General features: G+C 71.1%; 13 protein-coding genes and 1 tRNA gene. 12 read left to right on the forward strand and 2 right to left on the reverse strand.

Annotated features, from left to right (window positions below; translation table 11 throughout):
• The first annotated feature begins 114 nt into the window (after positions 1-114).
• From IE321_RS24305 to glmS, 8 genes are all read left to right on the forward strand, one after another.
• Positions 115-1,164, forward strand: a complete 1,050-nt coding sequence (locus IE321_RS24305; protein WP_043224223.1) for an ABC transporter substrate-binding protein — start codon at positions 115-117, stop codon at positions 1,162-1,164.
• 4 nt (positions 1,165-1,168) lie between these two features.
• Complete coding sequence (locus IE321_RS24310) at positions 1,169-2,038, forward strand: siderophore-interacting protein (RefSeq protein WP_043224224.1); 870 nt, start codon at positions 1,169-1,171, stop codon at positions 2,036-2,038.
• 145 nt (positions 2,039-2,183) lie between these two features.
• Positions 2,184-3,623, forward strand: a complete 1,440-nt coding sequence (locus tag IE321_RS24315; protein ID WP_043224225.1) for a pyridoxal phosphate-dependent decarboxylase family protein — start codon at positions 2,184-2,186, stop codon at positions 3,621-3,623.
• Entirely contained in the window at positions 3,610-4,893 is a 1,284-nt protein-coding gene (locus IE321_RS24320; RefSeq protein ID WP_190224513.1) for a lysine N(6)-hydroxylase/L-ornithine N(5)-oxygenase family protein, read from the forward strand. Before IE321_RS24315 ends, IE321_RS24320 begins: the two co-directional genes overlap by 14 nt.
• Positions 4,890-5,438 carry a GNAT family N-acetyltransferase gene (locus IE321_RS24325; protein ID WP_190224514.1) on the forward strand — a complete coding sequence of 183 codons (549 nt, stop codon included), beginning with the start codon at positions 4,890-4,892 and terminating at the stop codon, positions 5,436-5,438. The genes IE321_RS24320 and IE321_RS24325 overlap by 4 nt, the downstream gene beginning before the upstream one ends.
• The gene (locus IE321_RS24330; RefSeq protein ID WP_308076630.1) at positions 5,435-7,222 is read left to right on the forward strand and encodes an IucA/IucC family protein; all 1,788 of its coding nucleotides are present in this window, start codon (positions 5,435-5,437) and stop codon (positions 7,220-7,222) included. The genes IE321_RS24325 and IE321_RS24330 overlap by 4 nt, the downstream gene beginning before the upstream one ends.
• Positions 7,223-7,521: 299 nt before the next feature.
• Positions 7,522-7,797 (forward strand): hypothetical protein, encoded by a 276-nt coding sequence (locus IE321_RS24335; RefSeq protein WP_043224229.1) that lies wholly within the window; start codon positions 7,522-7,524, stop codon positions 7,795-7,797.
• Positions 7,798-7,853: 56 nt separating this feature from the next.
• On the forward strand, positions 7,854-9,671 hold the full coding sequence (glmS, locus tag IE321_RS24340; RefSeq protein ID WP_043224230.1) for a glutamine--fructose-6-phosphate transaminase (isomerizing): 1,818 nt from the start codon (positions 7,854-7,856) through the stop codon (positions 9,669-9,671).
• Between the two features lie 191 nt (positions 9,672-9,862).
• Here the strand turns inward: glmS and IE321_RS24345 are convergent, their stop codons facing one another.
• A complete protein-coding gene (locus IE321_RS24345) occupies positions 9,863-10,429 on the reverse strand; it encodes a GPR1/FUN34/YaaH family transporter (protein WP_190224515.1) in 567 nt (188 codons plus the stop codon).
• 187 nt (positions 10,430-10,616) lie between these two features.
• Positions 10,617-11,138, reverse strand: coding sequence for a universal stress protein (locus IE321_RS24350; protein WP_043224232.1), 522 nt, complete (start codon positions 11,136-11,138; stop codon positions 10,617-10,619).
• Between the two features lie 367 nt (positions 11,139-11,505).
• Here IE321_RS24350 and IE321_RS43225 point away from each other — a divergent pair, with 367 nt between their 5' ends.
• The 4 genes from IE321_RS43225 to IE321_RS24370 all read left to right on the forward strand — a co-directional run bounded on the left by IE321_RS43225 (position 11,506) and on the right by IE321_RS24370 (position 14,411).
• Positions 11,506-11,892 (forward strand): hypothetical protein, encoded by a 387-nt coding sequence (locus IE321_RS43225; RefSeq protein WP_373316639.1) that lies wholly within the window; start codon positions 11,506-11,508, stop codon positions 11,890-11,892.
• A 407-nt stretch (positions 11,893-12,299) separates the two neighbouring features.
• A complete protein-coding gene (locus tag IE321_RS24360; protein ID WP_043224233.1) occupies positions 12,300-13,469 on the forward strand; it encodes a helix-turn-helix domain-containing protein in 1,170 nt (389 codons plus the stop codon).
• Between the two features lie 144 nt (positions 13,470-13,613).
• Positions 13,614-14,216: an oligoribonuclease gene (orn, locus tag IE321_RS24365; protein WP_043224235.1), complete on the forward strand. Its 603-nt coding sequence runs from the start codon at positions 13,614-13,616 to the stop codon at positions 14,214-14,216.
• Positions 14,217-14,335: 119 nt separating this feature from the next.
• Positions 14,336-14,411, forward strand: a tRNA-His gene (locus IE321_RS24370).
• Positions 14,412-14,414: the final 3 nt, after the last annotated feature.

The raw sequence follows: 14,414 nt of genomic DNA on the forward strand, positions 1-14,414 counted from the left end.
GACCGCAATGTGACGCAGTCCTCGGGGACCCGGACCTGTTGATCGCTGTGAGGTTAGGCTAACCTACCCTCGACTTGCCCAGGCCGACCCCGGCACGTACGAAAGCGACTCGCCATGCCCAGCAACGCCCGAGCCACCTCCCTCACCCGCCGCGGCATCCTCGCCGCGGGCGGCGCCCTCGGGCTCGGCGCCGTGCTCGCCGCCTGCGGCGACGGCGACAAGGGGAAGGACGCGAGCCCCTCCGCTTCCGCCAAGTCCGGTTCCTGGGAGTTCAAGGACGACCGCGGCCAGACCGTGAAGGCCAAGGCGACGCCGAAGAACATCGTCGCCTTCACCGGCACGGCCGCCGCCCTCAAGGACTTCGGCGTCGAGGTCACCGGCGTCTTCGGCCCGACCTACGTCGAGGACCCGAAGACCAAGGAGAAGAAGCCGGACGTCCAGGCGGGCGACCTCGACATCACCAAGGTCAAGGTCATCGGCAACGTCTGGGGCGAGTTCAACATCGAGGAGTACCTCAAGCTCCAGCCCGAGGTCCTCATCACCGACATGTGGGAGAAGGACGCCCTCTGGTACGTGCCGGAGGAGCAGAAGGCCAAGATCGCGAAGATCGCCCCGAGCGTCGCCCTGTGGGCCGCCGGCAAGTCCATGCCGTCCGTCCTCCAGCGCCACGCCGACCTGGCCGCCTCCCTCGGCGCCGACGTGAACAGCGAGCAGGTCAAGAAGGACAAGGCCCGCTTCGAGGCCGCCGCCGAGCGCCTGCGCAAGGTCGCCCAGGGCAAGAAGGACATCAAGGTCCTCATCGGCTCCGGCGCCCCGGACACCTTCTACGTCTCCACCCCGGTCCGCCCGACCGACACGCTCTTCTTCCAGGAGCTGGGCCTCAACATCGTCACCCCGAAGAAGCTGGACCCGTCCGGCTGGTTCGAGCTCCTCAGCTGGGAGAACGTCGACGCCTACGCGGCCGACGTCATCCTCCTCGACAACCGCACCGGCACCCTCCAGCCGGAGCAGCTCAAGGCCAAGCCGACCTGGGCCGCGCTGCCCGCCGTCAAGGCCGGCCAGGTCTTCCCGCGCGTGACCGAGCCCGTCTACTCCTACGCCAAGTGCGCCCCGCTCCTGGAGGACCTGGCCACCGCCCTGGAGAACGCGAAGAAGGTGTCCTGACCCGATGACGAACGCCGAGACCGCCCCGTTCCAGTTCTTCTCCCTCCAGGTCGACCGGACGCGGCGGCTCGGTCCGTCGCTGGTCCGCGTCACCTTCACCGGAGAGGACCTCAAGGGCTTCGCCGCCGGCGGGCGCGACCAGTCCCTCTCGCTCTTCCTGCCGCACCCCGGCCAGGAGGCGCCCGTCCTGCCGCCGCTGGACGACCCGGACATGTACGCCATCCTGGGCGCCTGGCGGGCCATGCCCGACGACGTGCGGGCCGTGATGCGCTCGTACACCGTCCGCGAGCAGCGCACCGAACCCCAGGAGGTCGACATCGACTTCGCCGTCCACGAGGACGGCGGGCCGGCCTGCCGCTGGGCGCAGCACGCGAAGCCCGGCGACCGGGTGGTCGTGCTCGGTCCGGCGGTCGCCGACAACACCGGGGTCCGCTTCCGGCTGCCGGAGGGCGCCGACTCGGTGCTGATCTGGGCGGACGAGACGGCGCTGCCCGCCGCCTCCGCGATCCTGGAGTGGCTGCCGGCCGAGACCCGGGCCCGGGTCTTCCTCGAAGTGCCGTACTCCGGCGACCGGACGGAGCTGTCGACGGAGGCGGACGCCACCGTCACCTGGCTCGTGCGGGAGGAGGGCGCGCCCTCCGGCCTGGAGGCGATCGCGGGCGCGGAGCTGCCCGGGGAGTCGCCGTACGTGTGGATCGCGGGCGAGTCCGGCGCGGTGAAGGCGCTGCGGCGGCACTTCGTGCGCGAGCGCGGTCTCGACCGGCGCCGGGTGACCTTCGTGGGCTACTGGCGCAAGGGGCTGTCCGAGGACGCCCTGCGCGAGGTGCCGGACGAGACGACGCAGGACGCGGAGCGGGACGCTCCGCAGAAGTAGCCGACGCAATTCGGCCATTCAGCACACGGCCCCCCAATCTTCACCGATCGGGGGGCCGTTGTCGTACAAAATTAGGTTAGGCTAACCTTACTTAAGCACCCACGGTTGCGTATTCCGCGTCCCTCGTCCCGGAAGGGCCCCCCACATGCGTTCGCACCTGCTCAACGACACGACGGCGGAGAGCTACCGACGCTCCGTCACCGAAGGAGTCGAGCGGGTGGCGAGGAAACTCGCCACGACGCGCGGCCCGTTCACCGGCGTCACGCCCGCCGAACTGGCGCCCGTGATCGACGCCGTGGACCTCGACCGCCCCCTCGGTGACGCCTCCGCCGCCCTCGACGAGCTGGAGGACGTCTACCTCCGCGACGCGGTCTACTTCCACCACCCGCGCTACCTCGGCCACCTCAACTGCCCGGTCGTCATCCCGGCCGTCCTCGGCGAGGCCGTCCTCTCGGCCGTCAACTCCTCCCTGGACACCTGGGACCAGTCCGCCGGCGGCACCCTCATCGAGCGCAAGCTCATCGACTGGACCGCCGCCCGCATCGGCCTCGGCCCGCTCGCCGACGGCATCTTCACCAGCGGCGGCACCCAGTCCAACCTCCAGGCGCTGCTGCTCGCCCGCGAGGAGGCCGGCACCGCCGACCTGTCGAAGCTCCGGATCTTCTCCTCCGAGTGCAGCCACTTCTCCGTCCAGAAGTCGGCCACCCTGCTCGGCCTCGGCCGCGAGTCGGTCATCTCGATCCCGGTCGACCGGAACAAGCGGATGCAGTCCGTCGTCCTCGCCGCCGAGCTGGAGACCTGCCGCGCCGAGGGCCTCGTCCCGATGGCCATCGTCGCCACCGCCGGCACCACCGACTTCGGCTCGATCGACCCGCTGCCCGAGATCGCCGCCCTCGCCGAGGAGTACGGCGCCTGGATGCACGTCGACGCCGCCTACGGCTGCGGACTGCTCGCCTCGCTCAAGCGCCGCCACCTCCTCGACGGCATCGAGCGCGCCGACTCGGTCACCGTCGACTACCACAAGTCCTTCTTCCAGCCGGTGAGTTCCTCCGCCGTGCTGGTCCGCGACCGGGCCGCCCTGCGCCACGCCACCTACCACGCCGACTACCTCAACCCCCGGCGCACCGTGGCCGAGCAGATCCCCAACCAGGTGGACAAGTCGCTCCAGACCACCCGCCGCTTCGACGCCCTCAAACTGTGGATGACCCTGCGCGTGATGGGCGCGGACGGCGTCGGCGAGCTCTTCGACGAGGTCTGCGACCTGGCCGCCGCCGGCCACGACCTGCTCGCCGCCGACCCCCGCTACGACGTGGTCGTGGAGCCGCAGCTGTCCACCCTCGTCTACCGCTACGTCCCCGAGGCCGTCACCTCGCCCGCCGAGATCGACCGCGCCAACCTCTACGCCCGCAAGGCGCTCTTCGCCTCGGGCGAGGCCGTGGTCGCCGGCACCAAGGTCGACGGCCGCCAGTACCTCAAGTTCACCTTGCTCAACCCCGAGACCACGGTGTCCGACATCGCCGCCGTCCTCGATCTGATCGCCGGCCACGCCGAGCAGTACCTGGGAGAGAACCTTGTCCACGCCTGAGAACGCCGGGATCCACGACTTCATCGGCATCGGGCTCGGTCCCTTCAACCTGGGCCTCGCCTGCCTGACCGAACCGATCGCCGAACTGAACGGCCTCTTCCTGGAGTCCAAGCCGGACTTCGAGTGGCACTCGGGGATGTTCCTCGAAGGCGCCCACCTCCAGACGCCGTTCATGTCGGACCTGGTCACCCTCGCCGACCCCACCTCGCCGTACTCCTTCCTCAACTACCTGAAGGAGAAGGGCCGGCTGTACTCGTTCTACATCCGCGAGAACTTCTACCCGCTGCGCGCCGAGTACGACGACTACTGCCGCTGGGCGGCGAACAAGGTCACCTCGATCCGCTTCTCCACCACCGTCTCCTCCGTCGCCCACGACGAGGCCGGCCAGGTGTACGTCGTCACCACCGAGGCCGGAGAAACGTTCCGGGCCCGCCGGATCGTCCTCGGCACCGGCACCCCGCCGTACCTCCCCGACTCCTGCCGGGAGCTGGGCGGCGACCTGATCCACAACTCGCGCTACGTGCCGAACAAGGAAGCCCTCCAGCGCAAGAAGTCGATCACGATCGTCGGCAGCGGCCAGTCCGCCGCCGAGATCTACCACGACCTCCTGTCGGAGATCGACGTCCACGGCTACAAGCTCAACTGGGTGACCCGCTCCCCGCGCTTCTTCCCGCTGGAGTACACCAAGCTCACCCTGGAGATGACCTCCCCCGAGTACGTGGACTACTTCCACGCGCTCCCCGAGGAGACCCGCTACCGCCTGGAGAGCCAGCAGAAGGGCCTCTTCAAGGGCATCAACGGCGACCTCATCGACGGCATCTTCGACCTGCTCTACCAGAAGAACTTCGCCGGCCCCGTCCCCACCCGGCTCCTCACCAACTCCGCGCTGCACACCGCCTCGTACGACGAGACCAGCGGCACGTACACCCTCGGCTTCCGCCAGGAGGAGCAGGAGAAGGAGTACGAGATCGAGACCGAGGGCCTGGTCCTCGCCACCGGCTACAAGTACGCCGTCCCCGCCTTCCTGGAGCCGCTCCGCGACCGGCTGCGCTTCGACGGACAGGGCCGCTTCGACGTCTCCCGCAACTACGCCGTCGACACGACCGGGCGCGAGGTCTTCCTCCAGAACGCCGGCGTCCACACCCACTCGATCACCTCGCCCGACCTGGGCATGGGGGCGTATCGCAACGCCTACATCATCGGGGAGATGCTGGGGTCCGAGTACTACCCCGTCGAGAAGACCATCGCGTTCCAGGAGTTCGCCGTATGACCGCCCCCGCCACCCCCGCCGTCGAGATCCGCCCCCTCGACCCCCTCAAGGACGCGGAGCTGATCCACCCGTGGGTCACCCACCCCAAGGCCGCCTTCTGGATGATGCAGGACGCGAAGCTCCAGGACGTCGAGCGCGCCTACATGGAGATCGCCGCCCACCCGCACCACGACGCCTTCCTCGGCCTCGTCGACGGTGAGCCCGCCTTCCTCATGGAGCGGTACGACCCCTCCCGGGTCGAGCTGGTCGGGCTCTACGAGCCGCAGCCGGGCGACGTCGGCATGCACTTCCTCGTCGCCCCCACCGACACCCCAGTGCACGGCTTCACCCGCCTGGTGATCACCGCCGTGATGCGCGAGCTGTTCGCCGACCCGGCGACCGCCCGCGTGGTCGTCGAGCCCGACGTCCGCAACACCGCCGTCCACGCCCTCAACGAGGCCGTCGGCTTCGTGCCCGACCGGGCCGTCCGGAAGCCGGAGAAGGAAGCCCTGCTGAGCTTCTGCACCCGCGCCCAGTTCGAGACCGCTGTCGGAGCCGCGATATGAGCCGCCTGGACGTCACCGACCCGGTCGCGCACCTCACCCCCGAGCGCTGGGCGGACGCCAACCGCGCGCTGGTCCGCAAGGGCCTCGCCGAGTTCGCCCACGAGCGGCTGCTGAACCCGCAGGAGCTGGGCGAGTCCCGCTACCGCGTGCTCAGCGACGACGGCGCCACCGAGTACCGCTTCACCGCCGACCGCTTCGCCCTCGACCACTGGCAGGTCTACCCCGAGTCGATCAGCCGGCACCGGGGCGACGAGCAGCTGCCGCTGGACGCCCTCCAGTTCGTCACCGAACTGCGCGGCGCGCTGGGCCTGAGCGACGAGATCCTCCCCGTCTACCTGGAGGAGATCTCCTCCACCCTGGCCGGCACCGCCTACAAGGCGACCAAGCCGCCGGTGTCCGCCGCCGAGCTGGCCCGCGCGGACTTCCAGGCCATCGAGACCGGGATGACCGAGGGCCACCCCTGCTTCGTCGCCAACAACGGCCGCCTCGGCTTCGGCGTCGACGAGTACCGCGCCTACGCCCCCGAGACGGCGAGCCCCATCCACCTGGTGTGGCTGGCCGCCCGCCGCGACCGGGCCGCCTTCACGGCCGGCGCGGGCATCGAGTACGAGACCTTCATCCGCGCCGAGCTGGGCGACGCGGCCGTCGACCGCTTCGCCGGGATCCTCACCGCGCGCGGCCTCGACCCGGCCGACTACCTCCTCATGCCGGCCCACCCGTGGCAGTGGTGGAACAAGCTGTCGGTGACCTTCGCCGCCGAGGTGGCCCAGCAGCGCCTGGTGTACCTCGGCGAGGGCGAGGACGCCTACCTGGCGCAGCAGTCGATCCGTACCTTCTTCAACACCGCCGACCCGGCCAAGCACTACGTGAAGACCGCCCTGTCGGTCCTCAACATGGGCTTCATGCGCGGCCTCTCGGCGGCCTACATGGAGGCCACGCCGGCCATCAACGACTGGCTGGCGCAGCTGATCGAGTCGGACTCCGTCCTCGGGGCGGCCCGCTTCTCGATCATCCGGGAGCGGGCGGCGGCCGGCTACCGGCACCTGGAGTACGAGGCCGCGACGGACCGCTACTCGCCCTACCGCAAGATGCTGGCCGCGCTGTGGCGCGAGTCGCCGGTGGACCGGCTGGCGGACGGCGAGCGGCTCGCGACGATGGCGTCCCTGCTCCACGTCGACCACGCGGGCGCGTCCTTCGCGGGCGCGCTGGTCAAGGAGTCCGGCCTGGAGCCGGAGGCGTGGCTGCGGAAGTACCTCGACGCGTACCTGCTGCCGGTGCTGCACTGCTTCTACGCCTACGACCTGGTCTACATGCCGCACGGCGAGAACGTGATCCTGGTCCTGGACGAGCGCGGCGCGGTCGACCGGGCGGTCTTCAAGGACATCGCCGAGGAGATCTGCGTCATGGACCCGGACGCGGTCCTGCCGCCGGCGGTGGAGCGGATCCGCGCCGACGTCCCCGAGGACATGAAGCTCCTCTCGGTCTTCACGGACGTCTTCGACTGCTTCTTCCGCTTCCTGGGCGCGACCCTGGCGGCGGAGGGCGTCGTCGGCGAGGACGTCTTCTGGCGGACGGTCGCGGAGTGCGTGAAGGGCTACCAGGAGTCCAAGCCGGAGCTGGCGGACCGCTTCGCGCAGTACGACATGTTCGCGGAGACCTTCGCGCTGTCCGCGCTCAACCGCCTCCAGCTGCGCAACAACCGGCAGATGGTCGACCTGGCGGACCCCTCGGGCGCCCTCCAGCTCGTCGGCGACCTGGTGAACCCGATCGCGCGGTTCGCCTGACGGCCCCGGCGCCCTCCCGGCGCCCCTGACCGGTGTGAGCCCCCGGCGGAGTACGGTCCTCCGCCGGGGGCTCACGCCTGTGCCGGCCCGTGGGGGCGGGGGACCTGCCGCCCCGCCGCGGAGCTCGTAGCCCTCGTCGCCGAGGGCGTGCGGCGGTCTGGTCACCCTGCGTACCGTCACGCCCACCTGGGGTTAAGGTCTGGACCAATAACCCCCTCCAGGTCGATGATCATGCGACTCCTGCCCGATTTCGGGCAGGATTCTTGCGGGAAGCCGGGGGTACCCCTCAGTATTCATGGGTGCTCGAACGCCGCCCGACTCACGACGACCTCATCGACCACCTGGTCCGGAGCACCGCGCTCCAGCGTGGTGAGGCCGCCCGGGTGGTGCTCGACGTGCTGGCGTACTTCGACGAGACGACCGAGGAGTTCGTCCGCCGCCGCCACCGCGAACTGCAGTCCGGCGGAGCGGTGAACGCGGAGATCTTCGAACGGATCTCGGCCGAACTGCCGCACCGGGCCGTCGCACCGCCGGAGCTCTCGCTCCGGCAGCTGCGCCGGATCGTCTACGGCTAGTCCGGCCTCCTCGTCCAGGCCGAGCACCACCATCACCAACCGGAGGGGTTTCCTTTATGTGCGGAATTGTCGGTTACATCGGTAAGCGCGACGTGGCGCCGCTGCTCCTGGAGGGCCTGGCCCGCCTGGAGTACCGCGGTTACGACTCCGCCGGCATGGTCATCAACAGCCCGAAGAGCGCGGCGCTGAAGATGGTCAAGGCCAAGGGCCGGGTCCGCGACCTGGAAGCCCGCGTCCCCAAGCGCTTCTCCGGCACCACCGGCATCGCGCACACCCGCTGGGCCACCCACGGCGCGCCGAGCGACCACAACTCGCACCCGCACCTGGACCCCGAGAACAAGGTCGCGGTCGTCCACAACGGCATCGTCGACAACGCCCAGGAGCTCCGCGCCAAGCTGGAGGCCGACGGCGTCGTCTTCGCCTCCGAGACGGACACCGAGGTCATCACCCACCTCATCGCCCGCTCCCAGGCCGAGTCCCTGGAGGACAAGGTCCGCGACGCGCTCAAGGTCATCGAGGGCACCTACGGCATCGCCGTGATGCACTCCGACTTCAACGACCGCATCGTCGTCGCCCGCAACGGCTCGCCGGTCATCCTCGGCATCGGCGAGAAGGAGATGCTGGTCGCCTCCGACGTGGCCGCGCTCATCGCCCACACCCGCCAGGTCGTCACGCTCGACGACGGCGAGATGGCCACCCTCAAGGCCGACGACTTCCGCACCTACACGGTCGCGGGCGCCTCCACCACGGCGACCCCCGAGACCGTCGAGTGGGAGGCCGCCTCCTACGACATGGGCGGCCACGACACGTACATGCACAAGGAGATCTCCGAGCAGCCCGACGCGGTCGACCGCGTGCTGCGCGGCCGGATCGACGACCGCTTCTCCACCGTGCACCTCGGCGGCCTCAACCTCGACCCGCGCGAGGCCCGCACCATCCGCCGCATCAAGATCCTCGGCTGCGGCACCTCGTACCACGCCGGCATGATCGGCGCCTCCCTCATCGAGGGCATGGCCCGCATCCCGGCCGACGCCGAGCCGGCCTCCGAGTTCCGCTACCGCAACCCGGTCGTCGACCCCGACACGCTCTACATCGCCGTCTCCCAGTCCGGCGAGACCTACGACGTGCTCGCCGCCGTCCAGGAGCTCAAGCGCAAGGGCGCCCGCGTCCTCGGCGTGGTCAACGTGGTCGGCTCCGCCATCGCCCGCGAGGCCGACGGCGGCGTCTACGTCCACGCCGGCCCCGAGGTCTGCGTCGTCTCCACCAAGTGCTTCACCAACACGGTCACCGCCTTCGCGCTGCTCGCCCTGCACCTGGGCCGCATCCGCGACCTGTCCGTCACCGACGGCAAGCGGATCATCGAGGGCCTGCGCAAGCTGCCCGAGCAGATCAGCGAGATCCTCAAGTCCGAGGACGAGATCAAGAAGATCGCCGCGGAGTACGCGGGCGCCCAGTCGATGATGTTCATCGGCCGCGTCCGGGGCTACCCGGTCGCCCTGGAGGCCTCCCTCAAGCTGAAGGAGATCTCCTACATCCACGCCGAGGCGTACCCGGCCTCCGAGCTGAAGCACGGCCCGCTCGCCCTCATCGAGCCCGCCCTGCCGACGGTCGCGATCGTCCCCGACGACGACCTGCTGGAGAAGAACCGCGCCGCCCTGGAGGAGATCAAGGCCCGTTCCGGCCGCATCCTCGCGGTCGCGCACCAGCCGCAGGCCAAGGCCGACCACACCATCGTGGTCCCGAAGAACGAGGACGAGCTCGACCCGATCCTCATGGGCATCCCGCTCCAGCTCTTCGCGTACCACACCGCCCTCGCCATGGGCCGCGACATCGACAAGCCGCGCAACCTGGCCAAGTCCGTCACGGTCGAGTAGTCGCCCGGCGGGACCTGTCACCCGCCGAGCACGCCACGGCCCCGGGCCTGTCCCCCGGAGCCGTACGCCGGGCCTGTCCCCCGGCGGAGCCGACCGGACACGAGGAACGGCCCCCCGCGCTTCCCAGGAGCGCGAGGGGCCGTTCTGCCGTGCTTCCCCGGGGTCCGGCCCGCCGGCCGGCCCCTGCGGACCTACGCGGCCGCCGCCGTGCTGCCGCCGCGCGCGCGGCCCAGCGCCGTCGGCCAGCCCGCCACTGCCGCCGTGGCGCCGTACCAGGCGGCGAGACCCGCGAGCGCGGCCACCCAGCCGCCCGCCTTGCCGAGGCCCTCGTTGCCCGCCAGCGCGGCGATGCCCGAGAGCAGCAGCGCGACGAACAGCAGGCCGTACACGCCCTGCCCGAAGACCCCGCCGCCCGAGGCGGCCAGCGTCAGCGTGAGCGCCAGCAGCGCCCACAGGAGCAGGAAGAGACCGGCCGCGTCCGCCGAGCCCCCGCCGCCCACTCCGGTCCCCCAGGTGAACCAGAAGGCGCCGAGCGCCGCGAAGGCCGTGCCGTCGCCGGTGCTGCCCGCGCGCAGGGCGAGCAGGCCGACCAGGAAGAGCGCCACGCCACCGACCCAGGTGGCGAGGCCCGCGGCATCGGCTGCCGCGACGTTGTCGATCACACCGGTGCCGCCCAGGCCGAAGGCCAGGAGGGTCAGTCCGAGTGCGAGGTTTCCGAGAGTGGAGGTGTCGTTCCCCGACGCGACGTCCTTGTGCACGTGGGGCTCCCTTCGAACGAGCGGTGATGCCGCGTGAGCTGCTGTGTTCCGGTGCTCTTTAACTACCCTTCACAAGCGCACAAATCACCTGAGGCGGGCAGAAATTATCGCCGCGGAAAGGGAGTTGAGGGAGGGTCAGACGATACGGACAGGATCCGGCGATCCGGCGATCCGATGGTGCCGGGGGCTACGGGATGACGATCACGGGCCGCTGCGCGCGCCGCGCGAGCCGGCCGGCCACCGAGCCGAAGATCCGCCCGACGATCCCGTGCGTCGAGCCGACCACGATCGCGTCGGCCGAGTACTCGCGGCCGACCTCCTCCAGCTCGTGACAGATGTCCCCGCCGCGCTCCACCAGGATCCACGGCACCTCGGAGAGGTGCTCCGCGCAGGCCAGCTCCAGACCCAGCACCTCGGTGCGGTGGTCCGGGACGTCGACGAAGACCGGCGGCTCGCAGCCCGCCCACACGGTGGTGGGGAGCCGGTTCGCCACGTGCACGATGATCAGGCCGGAGCCGGAGCGCCGGGCCATGCCGATGGCGTACGCCAGGGCGCGCTCACTGGACGTGGAGCCGTCGAAGCCGACGACCACCCCGTGCCGGAAGGCCGGGTCGCAGGCGTGGCGTGGCTGTTCCACCGCGAGGGGGTCGACCGTGGAGTCGGCGACGCGCTTGCGGTCCGCGGGTTCGGGGTATTCGTGACCGGCCATCGGTGTCTCGGCTAGGAAAGTCCTCGTGGGAAGGGACGGTGGAGGGGGGCGGAACAACGGGTGGCGGCGGAGCTGTGTCCGGGAATCATCTTCCCAATCCCATACCCCCAAGGGTACGGCGACACTCCTCTCCTGCCCAGAGCCCGCCGTGCCACACCCGGCGTGCGCACCGCCCGTGCGCGGCTCGGCGCACGCGGTGTCCTGACGGAGGATGCACGAAGGATTCACCATCTGGCAATGCCGGATGTGCCCTACAGGCGTCCCCTCCCCACCACCCCGAGGGCCGAACGGGCGTCGCTCAGAGTGACCGGAACGTTCCGTTCCTCGTTCCCCACAGGTCCGGATCACCGCCGCAGGGAGACCGCCCGTGCCCGCACCGTCCGCCCCCGCCTCCGCCGCGTCCGCCACCCCCGTCCGCTCCCGCCGCCGCGCCCGGGTCCCCGGCCCCTCGGCGCCCGCGGCCCCGGGGGCGGGCGGGCAGCCGGCCCGGCCGGGAGGGCGCGCGGACGCGGAGCCGGGGGCGGCCGGCGGGGCGCTCGGGGACCCGGCCGGCGACGTGGTCCGCTGGGCGGTGTTCTGCTGCGCCCTCGTCCCGCTGGTGCTGCTCGCCTTCGGGACCTCGCTGGGCGGGGCCGGCGGGACCGCCCTCGGGCTCGCCTCCGTGACGGCCGCGTGCCGGCTGCTGCTGCGCCGCGCGGAACGGGGGCTGCGCGCCGAGGGCGCCGCGGGCCCCGGAAGCCGTCACCGGGGCTGAACCGACGCCGGAGGACCCCCGTCGAGTTGACAGGTTCGCACAGCCGATCCCATATGTTTTCAGCCAACTTGAAGTTCCCGGCGCGTCCTTGCCGAAACGGTACGCCAGCCCCTCCCCGATCACCCGGGAAAGCCCCGCCCCAAGGGGCCGCACCCTACGCGTACGGCCACTTCGTCCCCGTCGGGGCCCTCGGGGAGGCCCTCCCGCCGGACACCCGTCGATCGATTGCTTCACGCCAAGTGGCCTTGTCGACAATGTGCCGGATCGAGAACTTGTCACGCCGGCGGCACGGAACACAGTAGATTCGATCATGGGTACCGAAGACTGGGGTCTCGTGCAAAACCGAGGGGAAACGTGGCACAGCGACACGACCAGGGAGACGCGAACACCGAGGGGGGCTTAGCGTCATGAGCCAGGACTCCGCCGCACCGGAGGTCGCACGGAAGCTGTCCGGGCGCCGCCGTCGCGAAGTCGTCGCGGTGCTGCTGTTCAGCGGCGGCCCCATCTTCGAGAGCTCCATCCCGCTCTCCGTGTTCGGCATCGACCGGCAGGACGCCGGCGTGCCGCGCTACCGGCTGCTCGTCTGCGCCGGTGAGGAGGGCCCCCTGCGGACCACGGGCGGGCTCGAACTCACCGCGCCGTACGGCCTGGAGGCGATCGGACGCGCGGGGACGGTCGTCGTCCCCGCCTGGCGCTCGATCACCTCGCCGCCGCCGCCGGAAGCGCTCGAAGCGCTCCGCAGGGCGCACGAGGAGGGGGCCAGGATCGTCGGCCTGTGCACCGGGGCGTTCGTCCTCGCCGCGGCCGGCCTGCTCGACGGCCGCCCGGCGACCACGCACTGGATGTACGCGCCGACGCTCGCCAAGCGCTACCCGTCGGTCCACGTGGACCCGCGGGAGCTCTTCGTCGACGACGGGGACGTGCTGACCTCCGCCGGCACCGCGGCCGGAATCGATCTGTGTCTGCACATCGTGCGGACCGACCACGGCACCGAGGCCGCGGGCGCGCTGGCGCGCCGGCTGGTCGTCCCGCCGCGGCGCAGCGGCGGTCAGGAGCGCTACCTCGACAGGTCTTTACCCGAGGAGATCGGCTCCGACCCGCTCGCCGAGGTCGTGGCCTGGGCGCTGGAGCACCTCCACGAGCAGTTCGACGTGGAGACCCTGGCGGCCCGCGCGTACATGTCACGGCGGACCTTCGACCGCCGCTTCCGCTCGCTGACCGGCTCCGCGCCGCTCCAGTGGCTGATCACCCAGCGGGTGCTCCAGGCGCAGCGGCTCCTGGAGACCTCGGACTACTCGGTGGACGAGGTCGCGGGCCGCTGCGGCTTCCGCTCGCCGGTGGCGCTGCGCGGCCACTTCCGGCGGCAGCTCGGCTCCTCGCCGGCGGCCTACCGGGCGGCGTACCGGGCCAGGCGTCCCCAGGGCGAGCCCGTCACGGCCGTCCTGGACCCGGTGGTGCCCGCGCAGGTGGGGGCGGGAATCCGTCGCCCCGGCGGCCCCCTGGACCCGGGCAAGCCCCCGGGCGACGCCTACTCGCCGGGCCGGGCCGCCCTGCCCGGCCAGCGCAGCGCCCCCTAGGGGCGCCGAGACCGGCGCCGCCACAAGCGGCGCGCCGCGGTGACCGACGGGCGCCCGGGGCCACCACCCCCGGGCGCCCGTCGGCGTGTCCGGTGGGCGCCCGCGGGCGCCTCTTCCCCGCTCTTCCCGCCTAAGGTAGGACGCATGAACGATCGCATGGTGTGGATCGACTGCGAGATGACCGGGCTCTCGCTGACGGACGACGCACTCATCGAGGTGGCCGCACTGGTCACCGACTCGGAACTGAACGTGCTCGGCGACGGGGTGGACATCGTGATCCGCCCGCCGGAGCGCGCCCTGGAGACCATGCCGGAGATCGTGCGGCAGATGCACACGGCCTCGGGGCTGCTCGACGCGCTGCCCGGCGGGACCACGCTGGCCGACGCGGAGGCGCAGGTCCTGGCGTACATCCGGGAGCACGTGAAGGAGCCCGGCAAGGCGCCGCTGTGCGGGAACTCGGTCTCCACGGACCGCGGCTTCCTCGCCCGGGACATGCCCGCCCTCGAAGGGCACCTGCACTACCGGATCGTCGACGTGTCCTCGGTCAAGGAGCTGGCGCGCCGCTGGTACCCGAGGGCGTACTTCAACAGTCCGGAGAAGAACGGCAACCACCGGGCGCTCGCCGACATCCGCGAGTCCATCGCCGAGCTGCGCTACTACCGCGAGGCGGTCTTCGTCCCGCAGCCCGGTCCCGACTCGGAGACCGCGCGGGAGATCGCGGCCCGGCACGTCGTCCCGGCGGAGTAACCGCCTCCGGAGAGGGCCGCTCGCGCACCCGGGGAAAACGTGTGCGCGAGCACCCCTCGGAACCCTGTAGACTTCTTCTCGGCCGGTCAGGGAAACCTTCGGGAAAACCGCCGGGCATGGTGGGTATAGCTCAGCTGGCAGAGCACCTGGTTGTGGTCCAGGATGTCGCGGGTTCAAGTCCCGTTACTCACCCCAAGG

The organism is Streptomyces hydrogenans (assembly GCF_014656075.1).
Taxonomy (GTDB): Bacteria; Actinomycetota; Actinomycetes; order Streptomycetales; family Streptomycetaceae; genus Streptomyces; species Streptomyces hydrogenans.

Bases quoted from the DNA above. Each gene is read 5' to 3' on its own strand.
- orn (WP_043224235.1), top strand. From the start codon at position 13,614: ATGAACGATCGCATGGTGTGGATCGACTGCGAGATGACCGGGCTCTCG.
- IE321_RS24330 (WP_308076630.1), top strand. From the start codon at position 5,435: ATGAGCCGCCTGGACGTCACCGACCCGGTCGCGCACCTCACCCCCGAG.
- IE321_RS24310 (WP_043224224.1), top strand. From the start codon at position 1,169: ATGACGAACGCCGAGACCGCCCCGTTCCAGTTCTTCTCCCTCCAGGTC.
- IE321_RS24350 (WP_043224232.1), bottom strand. From the start codon at position 11,138: ATGGCCGGTCACGAATACCCCGAACCCGCGGACCGCAAGCGCGTCGCC.
- glmS (WP_043224230.1), top strand. From the start codon at position 7,854: ATGTGCGGAATTGTCGGTTACATCGGTAAGCGCGACGTGGCGCCGCTG.
- IE321_RS24315 (WP_043224225.1), top strand. From the start codon at position 2,184: ATGCGTTCGCACCTGCTCAACGACACGACGGCGGAGAGCTACCGACGC.
- IE321_RS24325 (WP_190224514.1), top strand. From the start codon at position 4,890: ATGACCGCCCCCGCCACCCCCGCCGTCGAGATCCGCCCCCTCGACCCC.
- IE321_RS24305 (WP_043224223.1), top strand. From the start codon at position 115: ATGCCCAGCAACGCCCGAGCCACCTCCCTCACCCGCCGCGGCATCCTC.
- IE321_RS24360 (WP_043224233.1), top strand. From the start codon at position 12,300: ATGAGCCAGGACTCCGCCGCACCGGAGGTCGCACGGAAGCTGTCCGGG.